The organism is Chryseobacterium sp. KBW03 (assembly GCF_003852415.1).
GTDB lineage: Bacteria > Bacteroidota > Bacteroidia > Flavobacteriales > Weeksellaceae > Chryseobacterium > Chryseobacterium viscerum.
This window is the reverse complement of the sequence record NZ_QAJO01000001.1, coordinates 13,265-35,323: the sequence shown is the minus strand read 5'-3', so window position 1 is coordinate 35,323 and position 22,059 is coordinate 13,265. Positions and strand designations below refer to the sequence as shown.

The window sequence follows — 22,059 nt, the reverse complement described above, 5'->3', positions numbered from 1 at the left end:
GTGTCTTGCTCGTGTCCATAAATAAAAACAAAAACCACTGCGTTAGCAGTGGTTTTGCTCTTTCATCATCAAAAACTATTATATTTACCAATATAAGGATCATCTTGGAAATGCAAGGATAAGTTTCGCTAGAAACAGCGCAGGCGCTCTTGAAATCACAGATGCTAATGATTATTACCCATTTGGGATGAACCACCTGAAGACAGGAAATGCATTTTTTGGATCGGGAACTTATAAGAATTACAAGTATAATGGAAAGGAACTACAGGAAAGTGGAATGTATGATTATGGCGCAAGATTCTATATGCCGGATATTGGAAGATGGGGAGTAGTAGATCCGCTGGCGGAAAAGATGACGAGACATAGTCCTTATAACTATGCTTTTAATAATCCATTGAGGTTTGTAGATCCAGATGGAAGGCAAAATGAGGATATTATTATTACAGGTGCTAATGCAAATAAGGCTTTTGAGCAGCTTAAAAATTCCAGTAAAAATTTAAACTTGCAAATGGACGCTAATGGTAAGGTAACTGGAACAGCAAAAGAAGGGGCTCAATTGACGGAAGCAGACCAAAAGTTGTTATATGCGATGAATAAAGATTCTCAACATATTGCGGTAATAAATGCTACAGATGCAACTGAATATAATGGAAAGGCTATTGTTGGAGATAAGTTTCTGGGAAGTACAGTGCTTGAAGATGGATCTGTTATAGGGAAACAAATAGTAAATACTGAGGCGCTTGCTGCAATAGATAAGGTAACACAAGTAGAAGGGGGCGTTGGAATGTTGCATGCTACATTAGAAGCGTATGTAGGTGCTGTAGATTCTCCAGGATCTGGAGAAGCTGAAATGGGTAAATCTAATCCTGGTTATAAAGCTGCACATCATAAAATGCAATCAATTGATCCAAGACATGTTGATAAATTTGGTGTAAAAGTTATTGAAAAAGAATACAATTCTAAAACAGGGAGGGGAACAATTGATCTATATGTAACAAAAGATGGAAGAGAAGAATTCATGTCAACTAATAAAAATGTTAAAAGAAAATGAGATTAACCATAATAATGTCTTTATTAATTACGAATGTTTTATTTGCGCAAAAAATAAAAGGTAAATATGAACTTTTAGATATTGATTCGACAAATAATTTTTATATTTTAAAATTTACTTCTAATAAAACTGATTCATTAAATTGTTTTCTTTTGACAAGTGGTAAATTAGTGTCTCATCAAAATGGGAAAAAATTAAAGATTAAAAAGAAATATTTTTTAGATTTAGGCAAATCATCGTATGAAATTTTAGATGGTTTAGATAATGTAGATAGTTGGGGAGTAGATAATAAAATTATTTGGAATAAAGGGGATAAATGTAAGCTATACTTTTCAAAAAATATAGACGGATTATTTTATAGAAAAACCTAAATGCTTTTTATGCTGACATACGAGTATTGCCTCCCAGCTGCGCAAAGTCTTCTGACTTTGAGCTGATAAACATTAAAACCACTGCGTCAGCAGTGGTTTTTGCTCTTTCATCATCAAAAACTATTATATTTACCAGTATAAGGATCACCTTGGAAATGCAAGGATAAGTTTCGCTAGAAACAGCGCAGGCGCTCTTGAAATCACAGATGCTAATGATTATTACCCATTTGGGATGAACCATCTGAAAACTGGAAATGCATTTTTTGGAAATGCTAGTTATAAGAATTATAAGTATAATAGAAAGGAACTACAGGAAAGTGGGATGTATGATTACGGGGCGAGGATGTATATGGCGGATTTAGGAAGATGGGGTGTGATTGACCCGTTGGCGGAAACTTCTCGTCGTTGGTCTACTTATGCCTACGCATATAATAACCCTATAATGTTTGTTGACCCTGATGGAAGGGAAAATACAGATTGGTATCAAAAACAGAAAGATGGTACTTACAAAAACATCAAAAAGTCTACGGATTTAGTAATAATTGACGAAAAGGGTAAGAAAGTTCCTACATTTGCAGGAGCTGGTCCGCTCTCAGGATATAATGAAGATTATGCAGAAGGTGTAAATGAAGCAAGAAATCAAGGAGTAATCTCTCAAAGTGATGCTAAAGAAGCAAGTAGTATTGCTACAATGTACGGGATAGAGAAAGGAGGAGAAGGTACTGCGGGGGCAATTTTAGGAGCAGAAGGACTTTATAGTATACTTAAGAATCCTAAAGGAGCTTGGGAAGCTCTAAAATCTCTTAAATCTTTGTTTTCTTCAGGAGAAAAAGCTTCTTCACTTGCTTTAGAAATTTCGGCATCTGCAGAAGCTAATGGAATTAAAAGCGCTCAAAAATCAATTAATCCAAATATTGTGTCTAATTATTATGAGCAAATGATAAGCGGAACTTATAAGTCGACAGGTGGAGCTGGTTACATTCATGAAGGGAAATATATTTTGACAGATGGTAATCATAGAATGAATGCTGCTTTACAATATGGATTAAAAACGGGTAATTTTAAATATGTAGAAGAAATTATTACCAAAGGTAATTTTCATCGTGCAAACCCGAGCAACTATGGAATTAAAATCTATAAATTACCTACAAAATAATGAACAGTAAATTATCAAAAATAAACTTTCAAGAATTACAGGATTTAAAAAATAAAGAAGAGTATATTTTTATAAACTTTGATTACTCATATTCGATTAAAATAATTCCTTTTTTTGAAAAAATAAATATTAAAGAAAAAGACTCTCTGGTTGATTTTTTCTTCCATTTAACAAATACTAACGTTAGAATTGATGACCTTTTAGGAAAATTACACTTGATTTTGCTGAAAATATTGGTTGATGGGGAGAGAAATCTTGTAATTAATAGTATTGGTTTTTCTGAAAATTCAATAGAATTTTTGACGGATAATATGATTAAAATATTAGATTATTTTGACAATAAAAATCTAATTATTATAGAGAATAGCTCTCATGAACCTTTCAAATTTAATTACTCAGGATAAAACTGATCTCCCGCTGGTGCGAGCTTGTAGCTCGTTCCATTGAAAATAAAACCCCCACCGCAAAGCGGTGGGGGTTTGTGTTATAAAGTAGTTTCGTTTCCCATTGGGAAACGAAACTATAAAATGCTTTGAATTTTTCTTTTAGCAATAAAAGCATCGATTACAGAAAAGATATGATTACGGTCTTCTGCTTCAAACTTTGAAACTTCCAAAATCCTTTCCCCTGCTGGCGCGAGCGTCTCGCTCGTGTCCATAAATACAATAAAAGCCACTGTTATTGTAGTGGCTTTTATTGTATAAATAAGTTCTGATAACTATATTCCTCCATTCAATATAATTATCTAAATTCACCTAAAATTCGAAAGTAACAGATTATATTTACAGAGCAGACGGAATAAAAGTAAGAAAGGTTTTCGGAACAGAAACAACCGATTATTTGGATGGCTTCCAGTATACTGATTCAGTATTAAAATTCTTTCCAACAGCAGAAGGGTATTTTAATGTTGAGACCGGAAAGTATGTGTATAATTATACTGACCACCTTGGAAATACAAGATTAAGTTATGCTAAAAATGGAGCGGGAGCAGAGATCATTGAAGAGAGTAATTATTATCCTTTTGGATTGAAACATGAGGGGTATAATGCTTTGTTAGGAAATTCTGCATATAAATACAAGTACAATGGTAAGGAACTTCAGGAAAGTGGGATGTATGATTATGGGGCGAGATTTTATATGCCGGACTTAGGTAGATGGGGAGTTGAGGATCCGTTAGCAGAGGTAAATAGAGCATGGTCTCCATATAGGTATGCATATAATAATCCTTTAAGATTTATTGATACGGATGGGAGGCTAGAAGATTGGTATGAAGATGATAAAACAGGTGATATAGCTTGGCATGATGGTAATGCAACAAGAGTAGGACAAACGAATATTACCAAAAAAAAGGGTGCACAAATACCTATAGTTGAGAAAGAATATGATAATATTACAGTTATTAATATACTTAATAGTGATGGAAGTATCACAAGAAAGGGTGAAACAATTACAAATGGATATTCCACAACTACAGTTGCTGGAAGAACAATAACATCTAGAAATCAATGGGAGGCAATTGTGAATGCATCTGGCTCTGCCAGTCCAGGAATTTGGCATAGCAATTTTGCAAGGAACTTGGTTAATGATTCCTATAATGTTGGTTTATCTTCCAATGTAGCTGCTTTCTTGGGAGTAGGAACAACACCTGTTAACTTTACTTTTCTAACGAGAGGTGAACCGGGTCTATATTTTACCCCTTCAGTTGGTGGGTCCGTAGGTACTGGTATAGAATCAAGCGCGGGAATTACATTTGGAGGAGGAAGGTATACAGGAGATTCTAGAAATATTACTTCTAGTATGTTACAAGGGCATTCTTTTGGTGTATCGGCAGGATTAGGAGCTATAGTAGATGGTTCGGCTGGAGTATCATATGCTCCTATTGATCCTAACAATCCAATAAAAGGAGGTGGGTTTATAAATTATTCTGCACAGATTGGAGTAGGGATAGAAGGTAGTCCTGTTACTGGAGTAAATGGCCAAGTGAATTATCAATATACACCTATTGTAAAGCCAATTTTCCAATTTAAATAATTATGAAAGGAAAGATCTATTATCGCTTCATTCCTATTTTGCTAGGGTTGATAGCATTTACATATTTTTACTTGTACAAAATTGTATTCCTAAATAACAATTATTTTTATAAAAATAATGTAGAGTCAAAAATTGTCAAAGTTTATAATTACGAGAACAAATCATTACAATTTTATTATAGTAACGATTATTGCATTACAACAACTGATACTAAAAATGATACCTTGATGATTGGTGATTCTATCTCCAAAAAGGCTAATACAGCTAAATTTAAAGTTTATAGGAAAAACAAAGAAGATAAATATAAGTTTTATAAAAGCTATAATACAAAGTAGTGTATTAACAAACCTTCTATTATAGAAGGTTTGTTAATTATTTATAGGGCTTATAAAATACCCTACGATTTTGATAGAATCACCTTGTTGGTGTAGTGTGAATTTCTCTTGGGTATTTTTGATTTCTCGATTTACATTATAAATTAATATATATTCATTTTTTGAATGAGTTCCTTTTATAATATTGGTCTGTTCATATATTAATGAGTCCTTTTTAATATTGCCAAATTGTGCAAAAGAAGCGTCAAACATCTGATTTACTTGTTTTTTTGAAGCAACTTTAAAAAGTTCATTACCATATAATTTAAAAATTTCAACTCTATTATTTTCTTTTAAAAGAGTATAAAATGTTTGTGTTATTTTTTTAGCCTCTTCTCTATTTTCTTTAGAACTACAATTTATTAGAAATAAACTAAATACTAATATTATAATATATTTTTTCATGGGTATAAAGTTAATATATATATTAGAAATAGGCATAAAAACAAAAAATTACGTAAGTAAGATCTTCCCCGTTGGCATGCCTGCTATTCATGTCCACAAATAAAACAAAACCCCCGCTGCGTAGAGTCTCCTGGCTTTGAATTTATGGCTCCGAGAACCATTAACACCCCTCCAGCCGGTTAAGTAACCGGGTATACCCCCTTACCTAAGGGGGGAGAGAATGTTGTGAAAGTAGCTGGGGTCGTATTTTCTAATAGATAGACTTGATTGAGTTTTCGTAAGGATATAAAGTAGATTTTTAATTCAGAAAGATTATCCGTAATTTAAAATGTTGGAGGCTATAAATAAAAACTCCGCTGCAATTAATTGCAGCGGAGTTCTTTATATTTTCAAAAGCTTATTCATCATCTCTTTCTCCCAAAGATTCTTTCAGCTTGATCAATTCAGCTTTTACAAATTCCAGGCGGTCGATGAGGGTAATCGTTTCGGAAATTTTACTGTTGGTGGTCAAAGCAATGCGGGCTCCGTCCAGCGTGTATCCTTTTTCCTTTACCAGATGGTAGATCATCTGAAGGTTTTTGATGTCTTCAGGAGTGAAATATCGGTTACCTTTTCTGTTCTTTTTAGGCTTGATAATAGGGAATTCCTGTTCCCAGTAACGTATTAATGAAGTGTTTACATCGAATGCTTTAGCCACTTCTCCTATAGAATAATACAGTTTATCAGGTAAATTTATTTTCATTTTACAACTCCTAAACCTCAAAGATAAAAATTTTTTAAAGTTTTACCCAAATATATTGTAAAAAGTGCGGTATGACTTTCATTTCGACAGACGAAAGCATTTTATTCATGAATGTGTGATAAAAAATTAAAATAAATCTAATTTTTTAATATCTTAGACGAACAAACCCAAATTAGAATGATATGAAACATTATTTCTTTATTTTCTCACTGATGATCCCTTTTTTAGGGTTTTCACAGTGGACAAGAACTGAGGTCAGGTCTCAGAACGTTAAAAAATCACAGGAAAAATTAGAATTTTCCGGGTTGTATGCATTAAATGCAGATCAGCTTAAGCAGACATTGAAAAATGCACCAGTTCGTTTTTCAAGCGAAAAAGGAGTGGTTATTTCCCTTCCCGCTGCCAATGGAAAGCTGGAAAAATTTCAGGTTTGGGAATACTCAAACATGGCTCCTGAATTACAGGCGAAATTTCCGGATATCAAATCTTACGTAGGAACAGGGTTAGAAGATCCTTCTGTATATGTAAGGTTCAGTCTTTCTCCAGTTGGTTTTTCTTCCATGATAACCAGATCGGGAATCTCAGAGTTTATCGAACCATACACGGAAGACAGAGCTGTATATGCCGTTTTTGATTCCAAATCGAGAAGAGGACAGGAAAAAGAACCTTTTGAGTGTGCTACACCCAATAAATCAGAAACAAAAAACTCCGGAAAAAAAAACAATGCTGTCAATAAAAAAACGGCGGGTTTTAATGTTTTCAGACTTGCTATTACCTGTACAAATGAATATGCGCAGTATCATCTTACCGCAGCAGGAACGCCTTCTGGAGCCACAGATGCACAAAAGAAAGCTGTTGTTTTAGCAGCAATGAATACAACATTAACACGTCTGAACGGTGTTTTTGAAAAAGACCTTTCCCTTCATTTTAACCTGGTAGCGAATAATGATGCCGTAATTTATGTTAATTCGGCCGCACCTGGTTATCCTTATACTGCATCTGGAGAACAAAACCAGGCAGGACAGACAGCTATTACCAATCTTATCGGGGCTGCCAATTATGATATGGGACATATTTTTGACCGTGAAGACGGAAACGGATATGCGCCAGGGGATATCTGTGATGATGCCACAAAAGCAATGGGATGGACCGCAAGTAATTATCCGGAAGGAGATAATTTTGACATCGATTATGTGGCTCACGAAATGGGACATCAGTTAGGGGCTAACCATACATTCAGCTATAGTACTGCATCAGGTAATCTGGCATCACTGGTGGAGCCGGGCAGTGGTTCTACCATTATGGCCTATACCGGAATTACAAGTAACTATGACGTACAGTTTAATTCCAATGATTATTTTCATGGATTTAGTGTACAGGAGATTAAAAGCAACATAAACAGTGTGGCCTGTGGTACAAATACTCCTTTTGCAAATCCTGCTCCATCCATCGATGCCGGAGCAGATTATGTGATTCCAAAATCTACTGCATTTGTACTTAAAGGAACTTCCACAGATGCCAACACAGCACCTTATACCTATACATGGGAGCAAATGGATTCAGGTTCAGCTCAGACAGGAAACAATTCTATTCCTTATCTGAATAAGCCAACGGGTCCTACCTTCAGATCTATAAGCCCTGTAAACACTCCGGTAAGATATTTCCCGGACTTCAATAAAGTATTGGCAGGTGTTCTTACTACAAAATGGGAAACGGTTTCAGGGGTAGGAAGAAATCTTAATTTCGCACTGACTGTGAGAAATAACAGTATTGCTGCACCTCAAACCAGCAAAGATGCAATGATGATCACGGTAAATAATGCTTCCGGGCCGTTTAAAGTGACTGCTCCTGCATTTGGACAGTCTGCCTCTTCAGGATCAGCAGTCAATGTAACTTGGGATGTAGCCAATACGACTCAAGCTCCTGTAAGCACGGCTAATGTAAATATTAAGCTGTCTACAGATGGAGGGCAGACTTTTACTACGATTGCTGCCAACACGGCTAACGATGGAAGTGAGCAGGTTACAATTCCGGCAGGATCTACTGCTACGAATGCCTATATTTTGGTAGAAGCTGTAGGGAATATCTATTATGCGGTAAGCCCTAGCTTTGTGATTGATTATTCAGTAGAAGGAGAAAACTGTACTACCTATACTTATGGAGGTCCGGCAGTTCCTATTACGGATGGTCCTGGAGGAAATGCTGCTATTGCATCGCCTATGGTTTCAGCACCTATGACTGTTAATAATACTGGAATTATTACAAAGATTAAAGTGACTCCTTCCGTTACTCATACCTATGTAAGTGATGTTTCACTGGGAATAGAAGGACCCTTGGGAACCTCTGCCTTGATATGGCACAGACAATGCGGTTCTCAGGATAATATAACGGCAACATTCAGTGATACCGGAAGCGCTGTTGCCTGTGCTACTCCAATTCAAGGGGAGGTAAAATCTAACGAATCATTGGGGATTTTTGTAGGACATCCTGCACAGGGGCAGTGGAAATTATTCGCTTCCGATAACTATACAGGAGATACAGGAACGATCAATGGATGGACGCTTCAGGTATGTACCCGTCAGACACAGTCATTAGGAATCAAAGAGTCAAATTCTCCATTGGCAGATGATATTAAAATCTATCCTAATCCAAGTGATGGTAATTTCTTTATTAAATCTCAAAATATAAAAGGAGATGTTAAAGTAAATATGTTTGATTCGAGTGGAAGATTAATCTATTCTTCAAATTATAAGAGCGAGGGGAATAATACAAAAGAGTTTAATGTAAATGTACCTAAAGGAGTATATGTGATCAGCATCAATTCTTCAAAAGGAGTCTACAACAGCAAGCTCATCATAAAATAAAACAGCTTAGTTGTAACAGATAATAAGGATCGGTCTCTACCGGTCCTTTTTTTGTCTAAATTTGTGAATCCTTACGATGCATATAAATATAAGTGATGAATCCAATCTCAGTTCTTCATATCAATCTTTTCCAGGCAGGTAAAAATACTTCAGATTTTTATTTTAACACGATGAAGAATCATTTGGTGGTGGGACATCGTCACATAGAAAAGCCTCACAGACATGATTTCTACGCAACCGTTCTTTTTACCAAAGGAATAGGTGTGCATGAGATCGACTTTCAGAAATATGAAGTTTCCGAAGGAAGTCTCTTTTTTCTGTCACCTGGGCAGATTCATAGCTGGGAGCTTTCGGAAGATATAGAAGGGTATATTTTCTTTTGTTCCCAAGAGTTTTATGAAATGCATTATGTGAATCAGAAGCTCAAGAATTTTCCCTTTTTTGGATCGGTATCTTTTCCCAGAAAACTTCAGCTGGATACTTTGGAGTTGAAGAAAAATATTAAATTATTTCAGGAACTTGGGAAAGAACATCAGGCTAAAAATTTGATGAAAGAAGGTCTTATCCTGTCACTCATGTCACAGATTTTTATCAATGCTACGAGATTGTTTTCCAGAGATTTTGATCCTTTGGCTTCTGCTGCCGGACTTTCTTATTTTAAACATTATCAGGATTTTGAAAATCTGATTGAACAAGATTTTACCTCTCACAAATCCATTGCCTATTATTCTTCTCTATTGGGGATTTCATCTAAGCATCTGAACAGAATCGTACAGACTGTTGTTCAAAAAACAGCTACCGATGTTATTACGGAAAGAGTTGTATTGGAAGCCAAAAGAATGTTGATGTACCTGGATGAAAGCCTGGTTGAAATTGCTTTCAGGCTGGGATATGAAGAATATTCTTACTTTGTAAGAGTCTTCCGGAAAAGCTCCGGAATGACTCCCACTCAGTTTATGAGGAAATATAAGGCGTAATGAGTTTAAAGTTTGAGTATAATAGTAGAGGAGAAATGATATTGCTGTAAACAACCCGCAACCACCCCGTCAAAAATTCTTTGAATTTTCGCCACCCCTCCGGAGGAGGGGAATGATGGAAATATCAACTACTTTCCCTAATCCCTGCAACCTAATATCTATAACCCGCAACCTATCACCTGTCATCTGCAACCTAAAGAGCCAATTTAAAAGGTCCTTCAAAAGTAGTCTCAAACGAATCTACCAGCTTTCCTTTCTCATCGAAAACACCGATAACCATATTTTGTTTGGAGAACTTAATGTCTTCTTCAGGGAAAGAAATATTAATGTTTCCTTTCAGGATCTGATCGCCTTTCAAGATGATTTTTTCAGAACCGAAATAAGTGATTTCAGCATTTGTTGGAGTGATTACTTTGATGTTCAGGGTCTTCTTTTCATTCGATTTATTCAGAAGGGTGTAGATAAAAGTATTGGTGATTTTGCCATTTTTAACGAAAAACGTAGAGCCTGCAGGTTTGATGAATTTGGCTTCCATAGAACCACGATCATACATTAAAAATCCAAGGAAACCTATCAGTAATGCCAGAATAATGGTGGTCGCTTTCATTCTTGGAGTAAATTTGAACGTTTCACCGTTTTCAATTTCTGATTCTGTAGCATAACGAACCAGCCCTTTAGGTAAGCCAACTTTTTCCATTACCTCATCACATGCGTCGATACATGCTGTACAGTTCACGCACTCCAGTTGCTGTCCGTGTCTGATGTCAATTCCTGTAGGGCATACTACCACACATTGATTACAGTCGATACAGTCTCCTTTTCCTGCCGCTTTTCTATCTTCATTATTTCTCCATTTTGCACGGCCTTCCCCTCTTTTAAAATCATAATATACATTGATCGTCTGTTTGTCAATCAATACTCCCTGAAGCCTTCCATAAGGGCATACCAAAGTACAAACCTGCTCACGAAGCCATGCAAAAACAAAATAGAAGGTCATTGTAAAAAATATCATAGCGGTAAACTTCAACGAGTTTCTTTCAGGGCCCTCACTCATAATACGGAAAACCTCTTTATATCCTACAATATACATGAACATAAAATGAGAGACAATCAATGAAATCAAAAGGAAAACGGACCATTTTGTCAGCCTCTTTCGGATTTTCTCGGCATCCCATTCCTGTCTGTCGAGCTTCATCTGCTTATTTCGGTCTCCTTCGATCCAGTATTCTATTTTGCGGAAAATCATTTCCATAAAAAGGGTCTGAGGGCACAGCCAGCCACAGAATATCCTTCCGAAAACCACGGTAAACAGCATTACGAAAATGACAGATGTTACTGCTCCTAAGGCAAGGATGAAAAAATCCTGCAGGTAAAATGGCTGCCCAACGATAAAGAATTTTCCGTCGATGACATTAATGAGAAGAAAAGGATTATTGTTGATGGTTACAAATGGCAATCCGAAAAATAAAGCAAGGAGAACATAACTGGTATAATTCCTGTAATTGGTGTACTTTCCTTTAGGCTTTCTTGGGAAAATCCACTTTCTCTTTCCGGTTTCATCCATGGTTCCCACTGAATTTCTGAAATCTTCATTTTCAATTTCCAAGGACTTGATGTTGTTGGACTCTATGCTCATTGTTGTATGCTATAAAAGTATTTTTGTGCTATTTTCATCCAGATCTCTCTGTATTTTCAGAATGATTTTTTCGTGAAAAAAAGTGATCGATCTTGTTACTGCAAAGCTCCGGATTATATCCTTTTACTACTAATATGATCTACTTCCAAAATAGGACAATTAAGACATTTTGTATTGATGATTTTTATTGTATCAAAATGAGAAAATATTTTGAAAGCTGTTGGTCATATTGTAAATTGCAGCTTTAAAAGGGAAGCATGAAGAATATATTTAAAATAAGCATGATTGGTTTGGTTTTCGCATTGGTAAACTGTCAATCAGTAAATTATAGTAAAATGTTTTATGAAGGAGTACAACCGGAAATGGTTTCTGACAAGTTCAGTTTCACAGAAGGGCCATCAGCAGATCAAGAAGGGAATGTCTATTTTACCGATCAGCCCAACGATAAAATCTATTATTGGAGCTGGAAAACCAATCAGATCATAGAATTTTTAGATAAGACGGGAAGAGCAAACGGAACACACTTTGACAAAGACGGTTATTTAATTACCTGTTCGGATGATCAGGGAGAAATCTGGAAGATCTCAAAAGATAAAAAAGTAGAAGTTCTGCTCAAAGGTTTTGAAGGAAAAAGACTGAATGGGCCGAATGATCTCTGGAATGATGCTGCCGGAGGAATGTATTTTACAGATCCTTTATATGAAAGAGATTATTGGATTGGTTTTAAACAGGAGCTTTCCCATAAAAGTCTTTACTACAGAAATAAAGAAGGAAAAGTGACCAAGCTGGATACCTTTACCCAACCTAATGGGATTGTAGGAAGTGAAAAACTGAAGAAGTTATACCTTTCAGATATTGATGCCGGGAAAACGTATGTGTATGATATATTAAGTGACGGAAAACTGTCTGAGAAAAAACTTTTCTGTGAAATGGGTTCAGATGGGATGGAGCTGGATAAGCATGGAAATCTTTATCTAACAGGAGATGGAGTACATGTTTTTAACCGTTTGGGGAAGAAGATCTACCATATTTCTATTCCTGAAAAATGGACTTCCAATGTAACCTTTGGAGGAAAAAACAATGATATACTCTTCATTACCGCTTCAAAATCTGTATATACTTTCCCTACCAGGGTAAGAGGGATCAAATAAGATATCAATATTTCTTTATATTAAAATAGCTCTGAAGTTCATAAAAACTTCAGAGCTATTTTTTGTTATGGTATTGAAGCCACCCCCGTTAAAGGAAGGAAATTCTCCGATGTTTCACTACATCTGTGAAATTGTTGTGGCTTTTGTAGGGTATAAAGTTGGGAATGTGGTTTTAGCTTAATAAGCAACCTCCATTTTTACTTTTTTCCCTTTTAGTTTTTCGTTCTGAAGTGTTTTTAAAAGAGTATTTACTTTATTTCTTGAAACAGCAACATAGGATGTAGTATCTTTTACTTCGATAATCCCGACATCTTCTTTTTGCAGCTGTCCTTTTTTGAGTAAATAGCCTACAATATCCACTTTATTGACTTTATCTTTTTTTCCTGCACTGATATAAACCGTCTGGAAAGGTGTTTTTTGCGGAACTTTAGTGAATCCGGCAACACTTTCTTCAGGCGTATTATTTTTAATGAACGGGAAATTTTCATCCTCTGTCATGATCAGATATACAAAACCTTTGGCGTTCATTCTTGCGGTACGTCCGTTTCTGTGGATAAAGGCATCTTCTTTAGGAGGCAGTTGGTAATGAACAATAGATTCTATCTCAGGAATATCAAGTCCGCGGGCTGCCAGATCTGTTGTGATAAGAATTCTTGCAGAATCATTTCTGAATTTAAGCAGTGCGCGTTCTCTTTCATCCTGTTCCATACCGCCATGGAAGGTTTCCCTGTCAATTCCCATCTGATGAAGAAGTTCAGAGATACGGTCTACAGCTTCACGGTGATTACAGAAGATCAGGGTTCTCTTATTTCCGATTTTACAAATCAGATTGAAAAGAGTATCCAGTTTCTCCTCAGAAATAGTCATTACCTTTCGTAATTGAATATCCGGTTTTACTTCGTTTTCTTTAAGGAAACTAATTACTTTTTCATTTTTTAAACCTGTGAACGCAGGAATTTCGTCCATCTCAGTTGCTGAGGTTAGAAGTCTTTGGGAAGTACCTTTCAATGAGTTGATAATAAATTCCATATCATCATGAAAGCCTAGTTCCAGGGCCTTATCAAATTCATCAAGAACTAATGTTTTTATCGTTTTCGGATCAAAATTGTCATTCCTTACATGATAGGCCACTCTTCCCGGGGTTCCGATCAATACAGCGGGGGCTTCTATTAAATTATTAACCTCTATTTTTTTATCATGCCCGCCATAGCAAACAGAAACTTTAAAATCTGTTCCCATAGCTTTGAAAACCTGCTCAATCTGTAAAGCAAGCTCTCTGGCTGGAACCAATATCAAAGCCTGAACTCCCTGAACATTTTTTTTCAGATCCCGAAGAACGGGGAATAGAAAAGCAAGGGTCTTTCCAGATCCTGTAGGAGAGAGTAAAACAATGTCTGTATTGTTTTCAGACGCTTTATAAGTAGATTTCTGCATCTGATTCATGTCTTGAATCTGCAGTTTTTGATAAATTGATTCTAATTCCATGGTGCAAATTTAGAATAAAGGAATGGTTAAATGAAATAATCTATTTGTTTAGTCGCTTCATTATTTCATTTCCTCTTGTCAAAGTCACTGGATATGCTTCCTCTGGATTGCTGATTGATTTGGCATAAAATTCTTTCCCTGTTTTAGTATTTCCCTGCACAAGATTTATATAACCTGATATTTCGTACATGAAATTCCGCAGCTTAAGATCTTTATTTTCGTGAGCAGATAAATAGCTCAGCAGTTTTTCAGCAGAGGCCAATCTGTTGTCTTTATACTTTTTTATATCATATCCCTGAGGTTTACTGAACCAATAGCCCCATTCACTGCCATTATCATGTTCATTCCATGAATATTTGATGAGCTGTAGAGCTGCTTCCAGCAAAGCAGCATTCAATTTTTCATTTTTTGGTGATAGTTTCTCACTTTCTGCGATATAGTGATCGATGGTTGTATCTATACCTTTATCTTTCATTTCCTGGAAAATAGATTCTTTAAGATATAAAGAATGGTTCTTTGAGAAATTCTCATAAGCAAATGAAACGGGAAAATGATCGGCAAGATTTTCTATTCTGTATCCTTTCTTGAGTTCGGATTTCAGATCAATGGTATAAACTGTATTGTAATCGTGAAAAAGATAAACGTAAATAATTCCTTTTTTCAGATCATAGATGGCAGAATATAATGTGTTTAGTTCTCCTTCCTGATGCGTTTTATCCAGAATTTTCTTTAAAAACCCTACATTATTTTCTTTTGAAGCAGAAAGCATTTCAGTTGCCATTTCCGGTCTTAAGCAGGATAGTTTTCCGTTGATCATATTGCAGTTTGCATTCACTTGAAATTCGCCTGTTTTTTCAACAATTCCTTTCGGATTTACCATAATAGAATTACCTTCTTTATCTGCTATTAAAACTTTAGAAGATGAGACATAATCATACTTTTTTAATATAACCATCGCTTCTTTTACGGTTTTACATTTTCCAAGCACTTCCCACATAATATCTCCCGGATAAGGATTGGTAAGATTCAATTTGCTAAGGTCATAGTTGGCTGCTGTATAATCAAAGAATAACCCATGCTCATTCATTGCTGCTGCTATCTGCATATCCGGAGCTCCGAAACAGACGGAGGCATAGCGGTCTTTGGTACTAGGATTATACCAGATTCTGGTGAAAGGTGTCGTGTCATCCTCATTGGCTGCTGCAAATACTTCACCTCCTCTGGAGCATGAGAATATGGTACAGGCTTTCATGGTAGCTATACACCCTGACAAGCTGATTAAAATTAAAAGGAAATATTTTTGCATAATAAAGTTTTCATAGATATTGATCTTTTGATTGGCGAAAGGTATTTTTGTTAAATCATATGCTGATGAATTTATATTCCGTTAAAAGATGGATCATTTAAATAAGTGGGGCATAGATCTCTAAATTAAAGCCCAAAACCTGATGCCGGTTGTTCAGTATCTTAGCCCTTGATTCCCGGTTCCTGCTTCTTCTAGTAAATATATATTGACAATCAGTTATTTAATGGATGTATTTGTGAAAGAAAACCTATTGTTTGTTTTAAATAAAATTCATATCTTTGCACCCACTTTTGTGGCGAAAAGGTTTGATGGGTAAATTACTTACAATTAATTACTTCCGTATTTTTTAATCCGCATTTATTCAAACCGTTAAAAAAGAAGGAATACAAATTTTTATTAGAAAATGTCAAAAGAGACAAATTCAGCAGAGGTTATTTTAAACCAAAACGTAGCACCAGAACAATTTGATTGGGATTCATTCGAATCAGGTCTTGATGCAGATGCGAGAAAAGAAAAAAGTGACTTAGAAGAAATCTATAACGGATCTCTTAACAGCCTAAACGACAATGACGTTTTAGTTGGTAGAGTAGTAAGATTAACTGACAAAGAAGCTATCGTAGACATCAACTTCAAATCTGAAGGTGTTATTTCTCTTAACGAATTCCGTTACAACCAAGGCCTAAAAGTAGGTGATGAGGTAGAAGTAATGGTTGACAAAAGAGAAGACAAAACTGGTCAGTTACAATTATCTCACAGAAAAGCTAGAACGCTTAAAGCTTGGGATAAAGTAAACGAACTTCACGAAACTGGAGAAATCGTTAACGGTTTTGTTAAATCTAGAACTAAAGGTGGTATGATCGTTGACGTTCACGGAATCGAAGCATTCTTACCTGGTTCTCAAATTGACGTTAAGCCAATTAAAGATTACGATCAGTTCGTAGGAAAAACTATGGAGTTCAAAGTTGTGAAAATCAACCCTGAGTTCAAAAACGTAGTTGTATCTCACAAAGCATTGATCGAAGCAGATATCGAAGGTCAGAAAAAAGAAATCATCGCTCAACTTGAAAAAGGTCAGGTTCTTGAAGGTACTGTTAAGAATATTACTTCTTACGGTGTATTCATTGACTTAGGAGGTGTTGATGGATTGATCCACATTACAGACCTTTCTTGGTCTAGAGTGAACCACCCATCTGAAATCCTTGAGGACGGACAAACTGTAAAAGTTGTAATCCTTGATTTTGATGATGAGAAAACAAGAATCCAGTTAGGTATGAAGCAATTAGAAGCTCATCCTTGGGATGCTCTTTCTGCTGACATGAAAGTTGGAGATAAAGTAAAAGGAAAAGTAGTAGTTCTTGCTGACTATGGTGCATTCGTTGAGATCGCTCCAGGTGTAGAAGGATTAATCCACGTTTCTGAAATGTCTTGGTCTACTCACTTAAGATCTGCTGGTGACTTTGTGAAAGTAGGTGATGAAGTAGAAGCTGAAGTATTAACTTTAGATAGAGAAGAAAGAAAAATTTCTCTTGGTATCAAGCAATTGTCTAAAGATCCATGGGAAAACATCGAAACTAAGTATCCTGTAGGATCTCAGCATGTAGGAACTGTAAGAAACTTCACTAACTTTGGTGTATTCGTAGAGTTAGAAGAAGGTATCGACGGATTAATCTACATCTCTGATCTTTCTTGGACTAAGAAAATCAAGCACCCATCTGAGTTCTGTGCAGTAGGTGATAAATTAAATGTTGTAGTTCTTGAATTAGATATCCAAGCTAGAAGATTATCTCTAGGTCACAAGCAATTGACTGAAAACCCATGGGATAAATTCGAAACTAAATATGCTGAAGGAACTATCCACGCTGGTAAAGCAGTAGAAGTTCACGATAAAGGAGCTTCTGTTCAATTCGAAGATGCTGAAGTAGAAGCATTCTGTCCTTCAAGATTATTAGAGAAAGAAGATGGATCTAAAATCAAAAAAGGTGAAGATGCTCAATTCAAAGTAATCGAATTCAACAAAGAATTCAAGAGAGTAGTAGTATCTCACACAGGTACTTTCAGAGACGAAGAAAAGAAAAACGTAAAAGAAGCTTCTTCTAGAAACGTAAGTTCTTCTAACAACGAAGAAAGATCTACACTTGGAGACATCGATGCATTAGCAGAGTTGAAAAGAAAAATGGAAGAAGGTAAATAATCTTTGAACCATTCATAAATAAGGAGCCGCTCGTTTGAGCGGCTTTTTTTTGTGCCTAGATGTGAGCATACAATTTTATAAATAAATAATGTTAATTATATACGATTTTACACTAATCCTGATATCTTAATTATTATGACTCTGTCATTTTGAATACAGACTGAAGGTCTGCGAACGTAGTTCAGGAAGTGAAATGAAGAAGCTAAGCCATATATGAGATTCTTCCTTCATCAGAAATCCAAAATTCGACGTAGTCAATGACAATGGTATAAAATTGTATATAGTCACCTAAATGATAATAGGGCAGGTAAAAGCGGAAAAAAATGAGGTTTATATTCACTAAAAATATTTAATAATAAATGATTCGTTTGGTGAAATATTTAAATAAAAAATAGCTAAAAGTGCCTTAAATATAATGTGATAAACATAAATCCATTATGAGTTTCTCTGTATTGAGAAATATGTAAAATAATTTTAAGTTTTGTTTTCTATTTGTATTTAATTATTATTAAATTTTGATTAAAAAAAATAGTAAATATTTGTGAATTATTTGTAGATTAGCGACTTTAATAATGGATATGAAAAATAAAGCTCTACCTATTTTATTTGCGGTATTTTCTGCGTTTCCAACAATATTGTTTGGCCAGGATAATGAAAAACTGATTAAAGATTATATTTCTCAAAACAAAACAAGGGAGTATAAAAAATCTGATCTTAATAATATCATCATTGATAATGTAGATCCGTCAAACTCATTGAATGGTAATGTTGTTAAATTTTTACAGACATATAATGGCCTACCCATATACAGCTCTGTAGGAACAGCATTGATTAAGGACAATAAAATTGTTTACTATACAGATAATTTTGTAAAAGATTATACTGCATCTACATCAGGTACAGCTGCAATCAACAAGACTTTCGCTCTTCAAAAGATAGCTGAAGATCTGAAAAATTCTGATATTGCAAATTTTACAATTCTTGAATATCTTGAAAAAACTCAGAAAAAAGCTACATCCGCCAATCAAAGACTGGTATATACCAATGATGATAATGGGAATCTGCGTTTGGCCTATGAATATACCTTAATGGAGCCAAAATCTCCAAATTACTGGAATATTTTAGTAGATGCCAATAACGGAAATATTCTGGTAAAAAATAATCTGACACTATCCTGTAACTTCAATCATGATGCCTATAGTTCAGACGCTGATTATAGCCATGCTGACCATTTTGAAAATACATTAGTTGGACCTCAAAATAATATAGTACAAAACAATATTCCTTTGCTTGTACCGGATAATGCAACCTATAATGTATTTCCGCTGCCAATCGAAGCGCCTACTTTTGGTTCAAGATCAATTCTTACCAATCCTTGGCTTCTGAATGCCTCTCCTGAAGGATGGCATTCTGATGGGACTAATCATTATACCGTTACCCGAGGAAACAATGTTTTCGCTTATGAAGACGTGGCAGGAACAGCTTTAACGGCTCCTGACTATCTTACAGGAACTCCGGCGGAAGGAGGAGCAACAAGAAATTTTAATTTTCCTTTTAATATCAATGAAGCTCCTGTAAACAACAGAAATGCAGCCATCACCAATTTATTTTATCTGAACAACAGAATTCATGATGTTTTCTATCAGTTTGGATTTACAGAATCTGCAAAAAACTTCCAGCAGAATAACTTTGGAAACGGTGGTGTAAATGATGACTCTGTATATGCAGAAGCACAGGATGGGAGTGGACTGAATAATGCAAACTTCTCTTCGCCATCAGATGGTAATAACCCTAGAATGCAGATGTACCTTTGGTCATCTATAGGGAGAATATTTTTCTATAATGCACCAACCGCTGCTGTTTCCCGTACACCAACCGCTGGAACTGCGCAATTTGGTATGCCGGTGCCAATGAATGGGATAACCGGAGATATAGCATTATCTCCAGTTTTAGATGGATGTACTGCTTTACCGGCAGGTTCGTTGACAGATAAAATTGGTTTGGTTGAAAGAGGAACATGTGGTTTTGCTGTTAAAGTAAAAAATCTTCAGGATGCAGGAGCTAAAGCAGCTATAGTTTATAACAATGCAGCGAATGGCTCTACTTTAGGGAATATGGCGGGTTCAGATGCTACAATTACTATTCCTTCAGTGCTTATTATTAATTCTGAAGGAGAATACATAAAAACTCAGCTTGCTGCAAGTACAAACGTAAATGTTACTCTGAAAGGAAACATGACACCGGACGGAAGTTTTGATAACGGAATTGTAATCCATGAATATGGCCACGGAATATCAAACAGAATGACAGGTTCAGGATCCGGTGCATGTCTGAATGCCAATGTAAGTAAAGAGCAAATGGGTGAGGGATGGTCTGATTTCTTCGCTTTAATGCTTACGAATAAAGCTGGGGATAACGCTACTGTTGCGAGAGGTACAGGTACTTATGCATTAGGTCAGGCGATCACAGGAGCTGGTATCAGACCTAAAAGATATACAACAGATCTTACTATAAATGGATATACATACGGAAATACCAACGGAATGGAATATAATAACGGGACAGCAGTGGTTCCGGATGTACACTCCATTGGTTTTGTTTGGGCAACCATGTTATGGGATCTTCACTGGAAATATGTTGAAAAATACGGATATTCTTCAGATGTATTATCTACGACTCCGAACGGAAGCAGAAAAGTATTACAACTGGTAACAGATGCTCTGAAACTTCAGGGATGTAATCCTAGTTTTATTGATGGAAGAAATGCAATATTAGCGGCTGAGTTAGCTACTACTGGGGGACAGGATAAATGTATGATCTGGGGTGTTTTTGCAAGAAGAGGTTTAGGATTGAATGCATCAGCAGGAGTTAAGAATAACATTAATGATCAGGTTCAGGACTTTAATGTACCGGAAGAATGTGTGCTGGCTACCAATGAAGTGAATTCTGATAAAAACAAAAATATCTCTATCTATCCAAACCCGGCTAAAGATGAGTTTTATATCAAATTCCCGAGCAATACCCTTGGAAAAGTAAGTGTAGAGCTTTATGATATGTCTGGTAAGCTGGTTTCTTCTGAAAATAAAATTTCACCGGATGCTCAGAAAGCAATTTCTACAAGCAACCTGGTAAACGGAACTTATATGGTTAAAATAAAAGGACTTGGTTTCGAAACGGCTTCAAAAGTAATGGTTAAAAAATAATTTACTTATAATCAATTTTATAATCGCCACAAGCTTGCTTGTGGCGATTATATTTATCTATCACCATAACGCTTCCGACTGATTTAATTTATATATTGTACCTTTGCAGGCTGTTAAAAAAATTATGAAGAAGAAAAATATACTAAAAGGTGTTTTATTTGTAGGGATTGGAGCTAGTATATACGGTATGTTAGCCACTTTTGTGAAAATGGCTTATCATGATGGCTTCACAACTTCTGAAGTGACGACCTCACAATTCGTATTAGGTTTGATAGGACTTTTGATCCTTAATTTTATTCAGACCCTAACCTCAAAGCAGAAATTATCGAGACCAAGTTCTAAAGAAGTGAGAATGCTGCTGCTTGCAGGAACTTCTTTGGGAGGAACCAGCTTATTTTATTATATCGCTGTACAATATATCAATGTTTCAATTGCCATTGTCCTGTTGATGCAGTCCGTATGGTTCAGTGTGGTGGTAGAAAGTATTCTCACAAAAAAACTGCCCAATGCAAGAAAAGTAGTCTCTGTGGTTATTGTACTGCTGGGAACTGTTCTGGCAACTAATCTTATCAATATGGAGATAGAACTGGACTGGCATGGAGTCTTTTGGGGGCTGATGGCGGCGGCTTCGTATACCTTAACGATGTTTACCTCCAATACACTGGCTACCCATCTTCCGGTTTTCAGGAAGAGTATCATTATGCTGGCGGGTGGATCTGTAATAGTTTTTGCATTTTTATTCTTTGCCCAGATAGGACCGATGTATTTTGATGGTTTAAAATCATTATACTTAAATTTTACGGAAAATACAGAACATATTCATCCATTTAACTATTCAATATTCCTGACTTACGGATTTATACTGGCTCTTTTTGGAACCATCATTCCTCCGGTTTTATTTAATATTGGGTTCCCGAATGCTGGATTAGGATTGGGAAGTATCGTTTCATCGCTGGAGCTTCCGGTTTCCGTAACGATGGCTTTTGTTTTATTGGGAGAGAAGGTATTTTTCATCCAATGGGCAGGAATTGTACTGATTCTTTTTGCTATTGTTTTGATGAATTTACCTTCAAAAAAAGAAAAAGAAGTTTCGATGGCAGAATTGTCTTAAAAAAT

At 35.8% G+C, this 22,059-nt stretch carries 15 protein-coding genes and 1 pseudogene; 11 read left to right on the top strand and 5 right to left on the bottom strand.

Going from position 1 to position 22,059, the window contains the following annotated elements:
- The first annotated feature begins 64 nt into the window (after positions 1-64).
- From DBR39_RS24540 to DBR39_RS24425, 5 genes and pseudogenes are all read left to right on the top strand, one after another.
- Positions 65-1,051, top strand: a complete 987-nt coding sequence (locus DBR39_RS24540) for an RHS repeat domain-containing protein (protein ID WP_124530322.1) — start codon at positions 65-67, stop codon at positions 1,049-1,051.
- The gene (locus tag DBR39_RS00130) at positions 1,048-1,422 is read left to right on the top strand and encodes a hypothetical protein (RefSeq protein ID WP_124530321.1); all 375 of its coding nucleotides are present in this window, start codon (positions 1,048-1,050) and stop codon (positions 1,420-1,422) included. Before DBR39_RS24540 ends, DBR39_RS00130 begins: the two co-directional genes overlap by 4 nt.
- A 109-nt stretch (positions 1,423-1,531) precedes the next feature.
- Positions 1,532-2,578 (top strand): RHS repeat-associated core domain-containing protein, encoded by a 1,047-nt coding sequence (locus tag DBR39_RS00125; protein ID WP_124530320.1) that lies wholly within the window; start codon positions 1,532-1,534, stop codon positions 2,576-2,578.
- Positions 2,578-2,982, top strand: a complete 405-nt coding sequence (locus DBR39_RS00120; RefSeq protein ID WP_124530319.1) for a hypothetical protein — start codon at positions 2,578-2,580, stop codon at positions 2,980-2,982. Before DBR39_RS00125 ends, DBR39_RS00120 begins: the two co-directional genes overlap by 1 nt.
- A 320-nt stretch (positions 2,983-3,302) precedes the next feature.
- Positions 3,303-3,832: pseudogene (locus tag DBR39_RS24425) on the top strand (RHS repeat-associated core domain-containing protein); the annotation flags it as partial.
- Between the two features lie 1,145 nt (positions 3,833-4,977).
- Here DBR39_RS24425 and DBR39_RS00105 read toward each other — a convergent pair.
- Together DBR39_RS00105 and DBR39_RS00100 are read right to left on the bottom strand one after the other, a co-directional pair.
- Positions 4,978-5,388, bottom strand: coding sequence for a hypothetical protein (locus DBR39_RS00105; protein ID WP_124530317.1), 411 nt, complete (start codon positions 5,386-5,388; stop codon positions 4,978-4,980).
- Between the two features lie 397 nt (positions 5,389-5,785).
- Positions 5,786-6,130: a MerR family transcriptional regulator gene (locus DBR39_RS00100; RefSeq protein ID WP_105703076.1), complete on the bottom strand. Its 345-nt coding sequence runs from the start codon at positions 6,128-6,130 to the stop codon at positions 5,786-5,788.
- A 182-nt stretch (positions 6,131-6,312) separates the two neighbouring features.
- Between DBR39_RS00100 and DBR39_RS00095 the strand changes: the two genes are divergently transcribed.
- Together DBR39_RS00095 and DBR39_RS00090 are read left to right on the top strand one after the other, a co-directional pair.
- Positions 6,313-8,994 (top strand): reprolysin-like metallopeptidase, encoded by a 2,682-nt coding sequence (locus DBR39_RS00095; protein WP_124530316.1) that lies wholly within the window; start codon positions 6,313-6,315, stop codon positions 8,992-8,994.
- A gap of 95 nt (positions 8,995-9,089) precedes the next feature.
- The gene (locus tag DBR39_RS00090) at positions 9,090-9,971 is read left to right on the top strand and encodes an AraC family transcriptional regulator (RefSeq protein WP_124530315.1); all 882 of its coding nucleotides are present in this window, start codon (positions 9,090-9,092) and stop codon (positions 9,969-9,971) included.
- A gap of 193 nt (positions 9,972-10,164) precedes the next feature.
- Here DBR39_RS00090 and ccoG read toward each other — a convergent pair whose 3' ends face one another.
- On the bottom strand, positions 10,165-11,607 hold the full coding sequence (gene ccoG / locus DBR39_RS00085; RefSeq protein ID WP_124530314.1) for a cytochrome c oxidase accessory protein CcoG: 1,443 nt from the start codon (positions 11,605-11,607) through the stop codon (positions 10,165-10,167).
- Positions 11,608-11,864: 257 nt separating this feature from the next.
- On the opposite strand from ccoG, the gene DBR39_RS00080 reads away from it, so the two are divergent.
- Positions 11,865-12,758, top strand: coding sequence for an SMP-30/gluconolactonase/LRE family protein (locus tag DBR39_RS00080; RefSeq protein WP_124530313.1), 894 nt, complete (start codon positions 11,865-11,867; stop codon positions 12,756-12,758).
- 177 nt (positions 12,759-12,935) lie between these two features.
- On the opposite strand, the gene DBR39_RS00075 is transcribed toward DBR39_RS00080, so the two are convergent.
- A complete protein-coding gene (locus tag DBR39_RS00075; RefSeq protein WP_124530312.1) occupies positions 12,936-14,243 on the bottom strand; it encodes a DEAD/DEAH box helicase in 1,308 nt (435 codons plus the stop codon).
- A gap of 40 nt (positions 14,244-14,283) precedes the next feature.
- Complete coding sequence (locus DBR39_RS00070; protein ID WP_124530311.1) at positions 14,284-15,549, bottom strand: carcinine hydrolase/isopenicillin-N N-acyltransferase family protein; 1,266 nt, start codon at positions 15,547-15,549, stop codon at positions 14,284-14,286.
- Positions 15,550-15,952: 403 nt separating this feature from the next.
- Here DBR39_RS00070 and rpsA point away from each other — a divergent pair, with 403 nt between their 5' ends.
- From rpsA to DBR39_RS00055, 3 genes are all read left to right on the top strand, one after another.
- Entirely contained in the window at positions 15,953-17,740 is a 1,788-nt protein-coding gene (rpsA, locus tag DBR39_RS00065) for a 30S ribosomal protein S1 (RefSeq protein ID WP_109738095.1), read from the top strand.
- 578 nt (positions 17,741-18,318) lie between these two features.
- Positions 18,319-20,943, top strand: coding sequence for a T9SS-dependent M36 family metallopeptidase (locus tag DBR39_RS00060; protein WP_228447727.1), 2,625 nt, complete (start codon positions 18,319-18,321; stop codon positions 20,941-20,943).
- A gap of 124 nt (positions 20,944-21,067) precedes the next feature.
- Positions 21,068-22,054 (top strand): EamA family transporter, encoded by a 987-nt coding sequence (locus tag DBR39_RS00055; RefSeq protein ID WP_124530309.1) that lies wholly within the window; start codon positions 21,068-21,070, stop codon positions 22,052-22,054.
- The last annotated feature ends 5 nt before the right edge of the window (positions 22,055-22,059 follow it).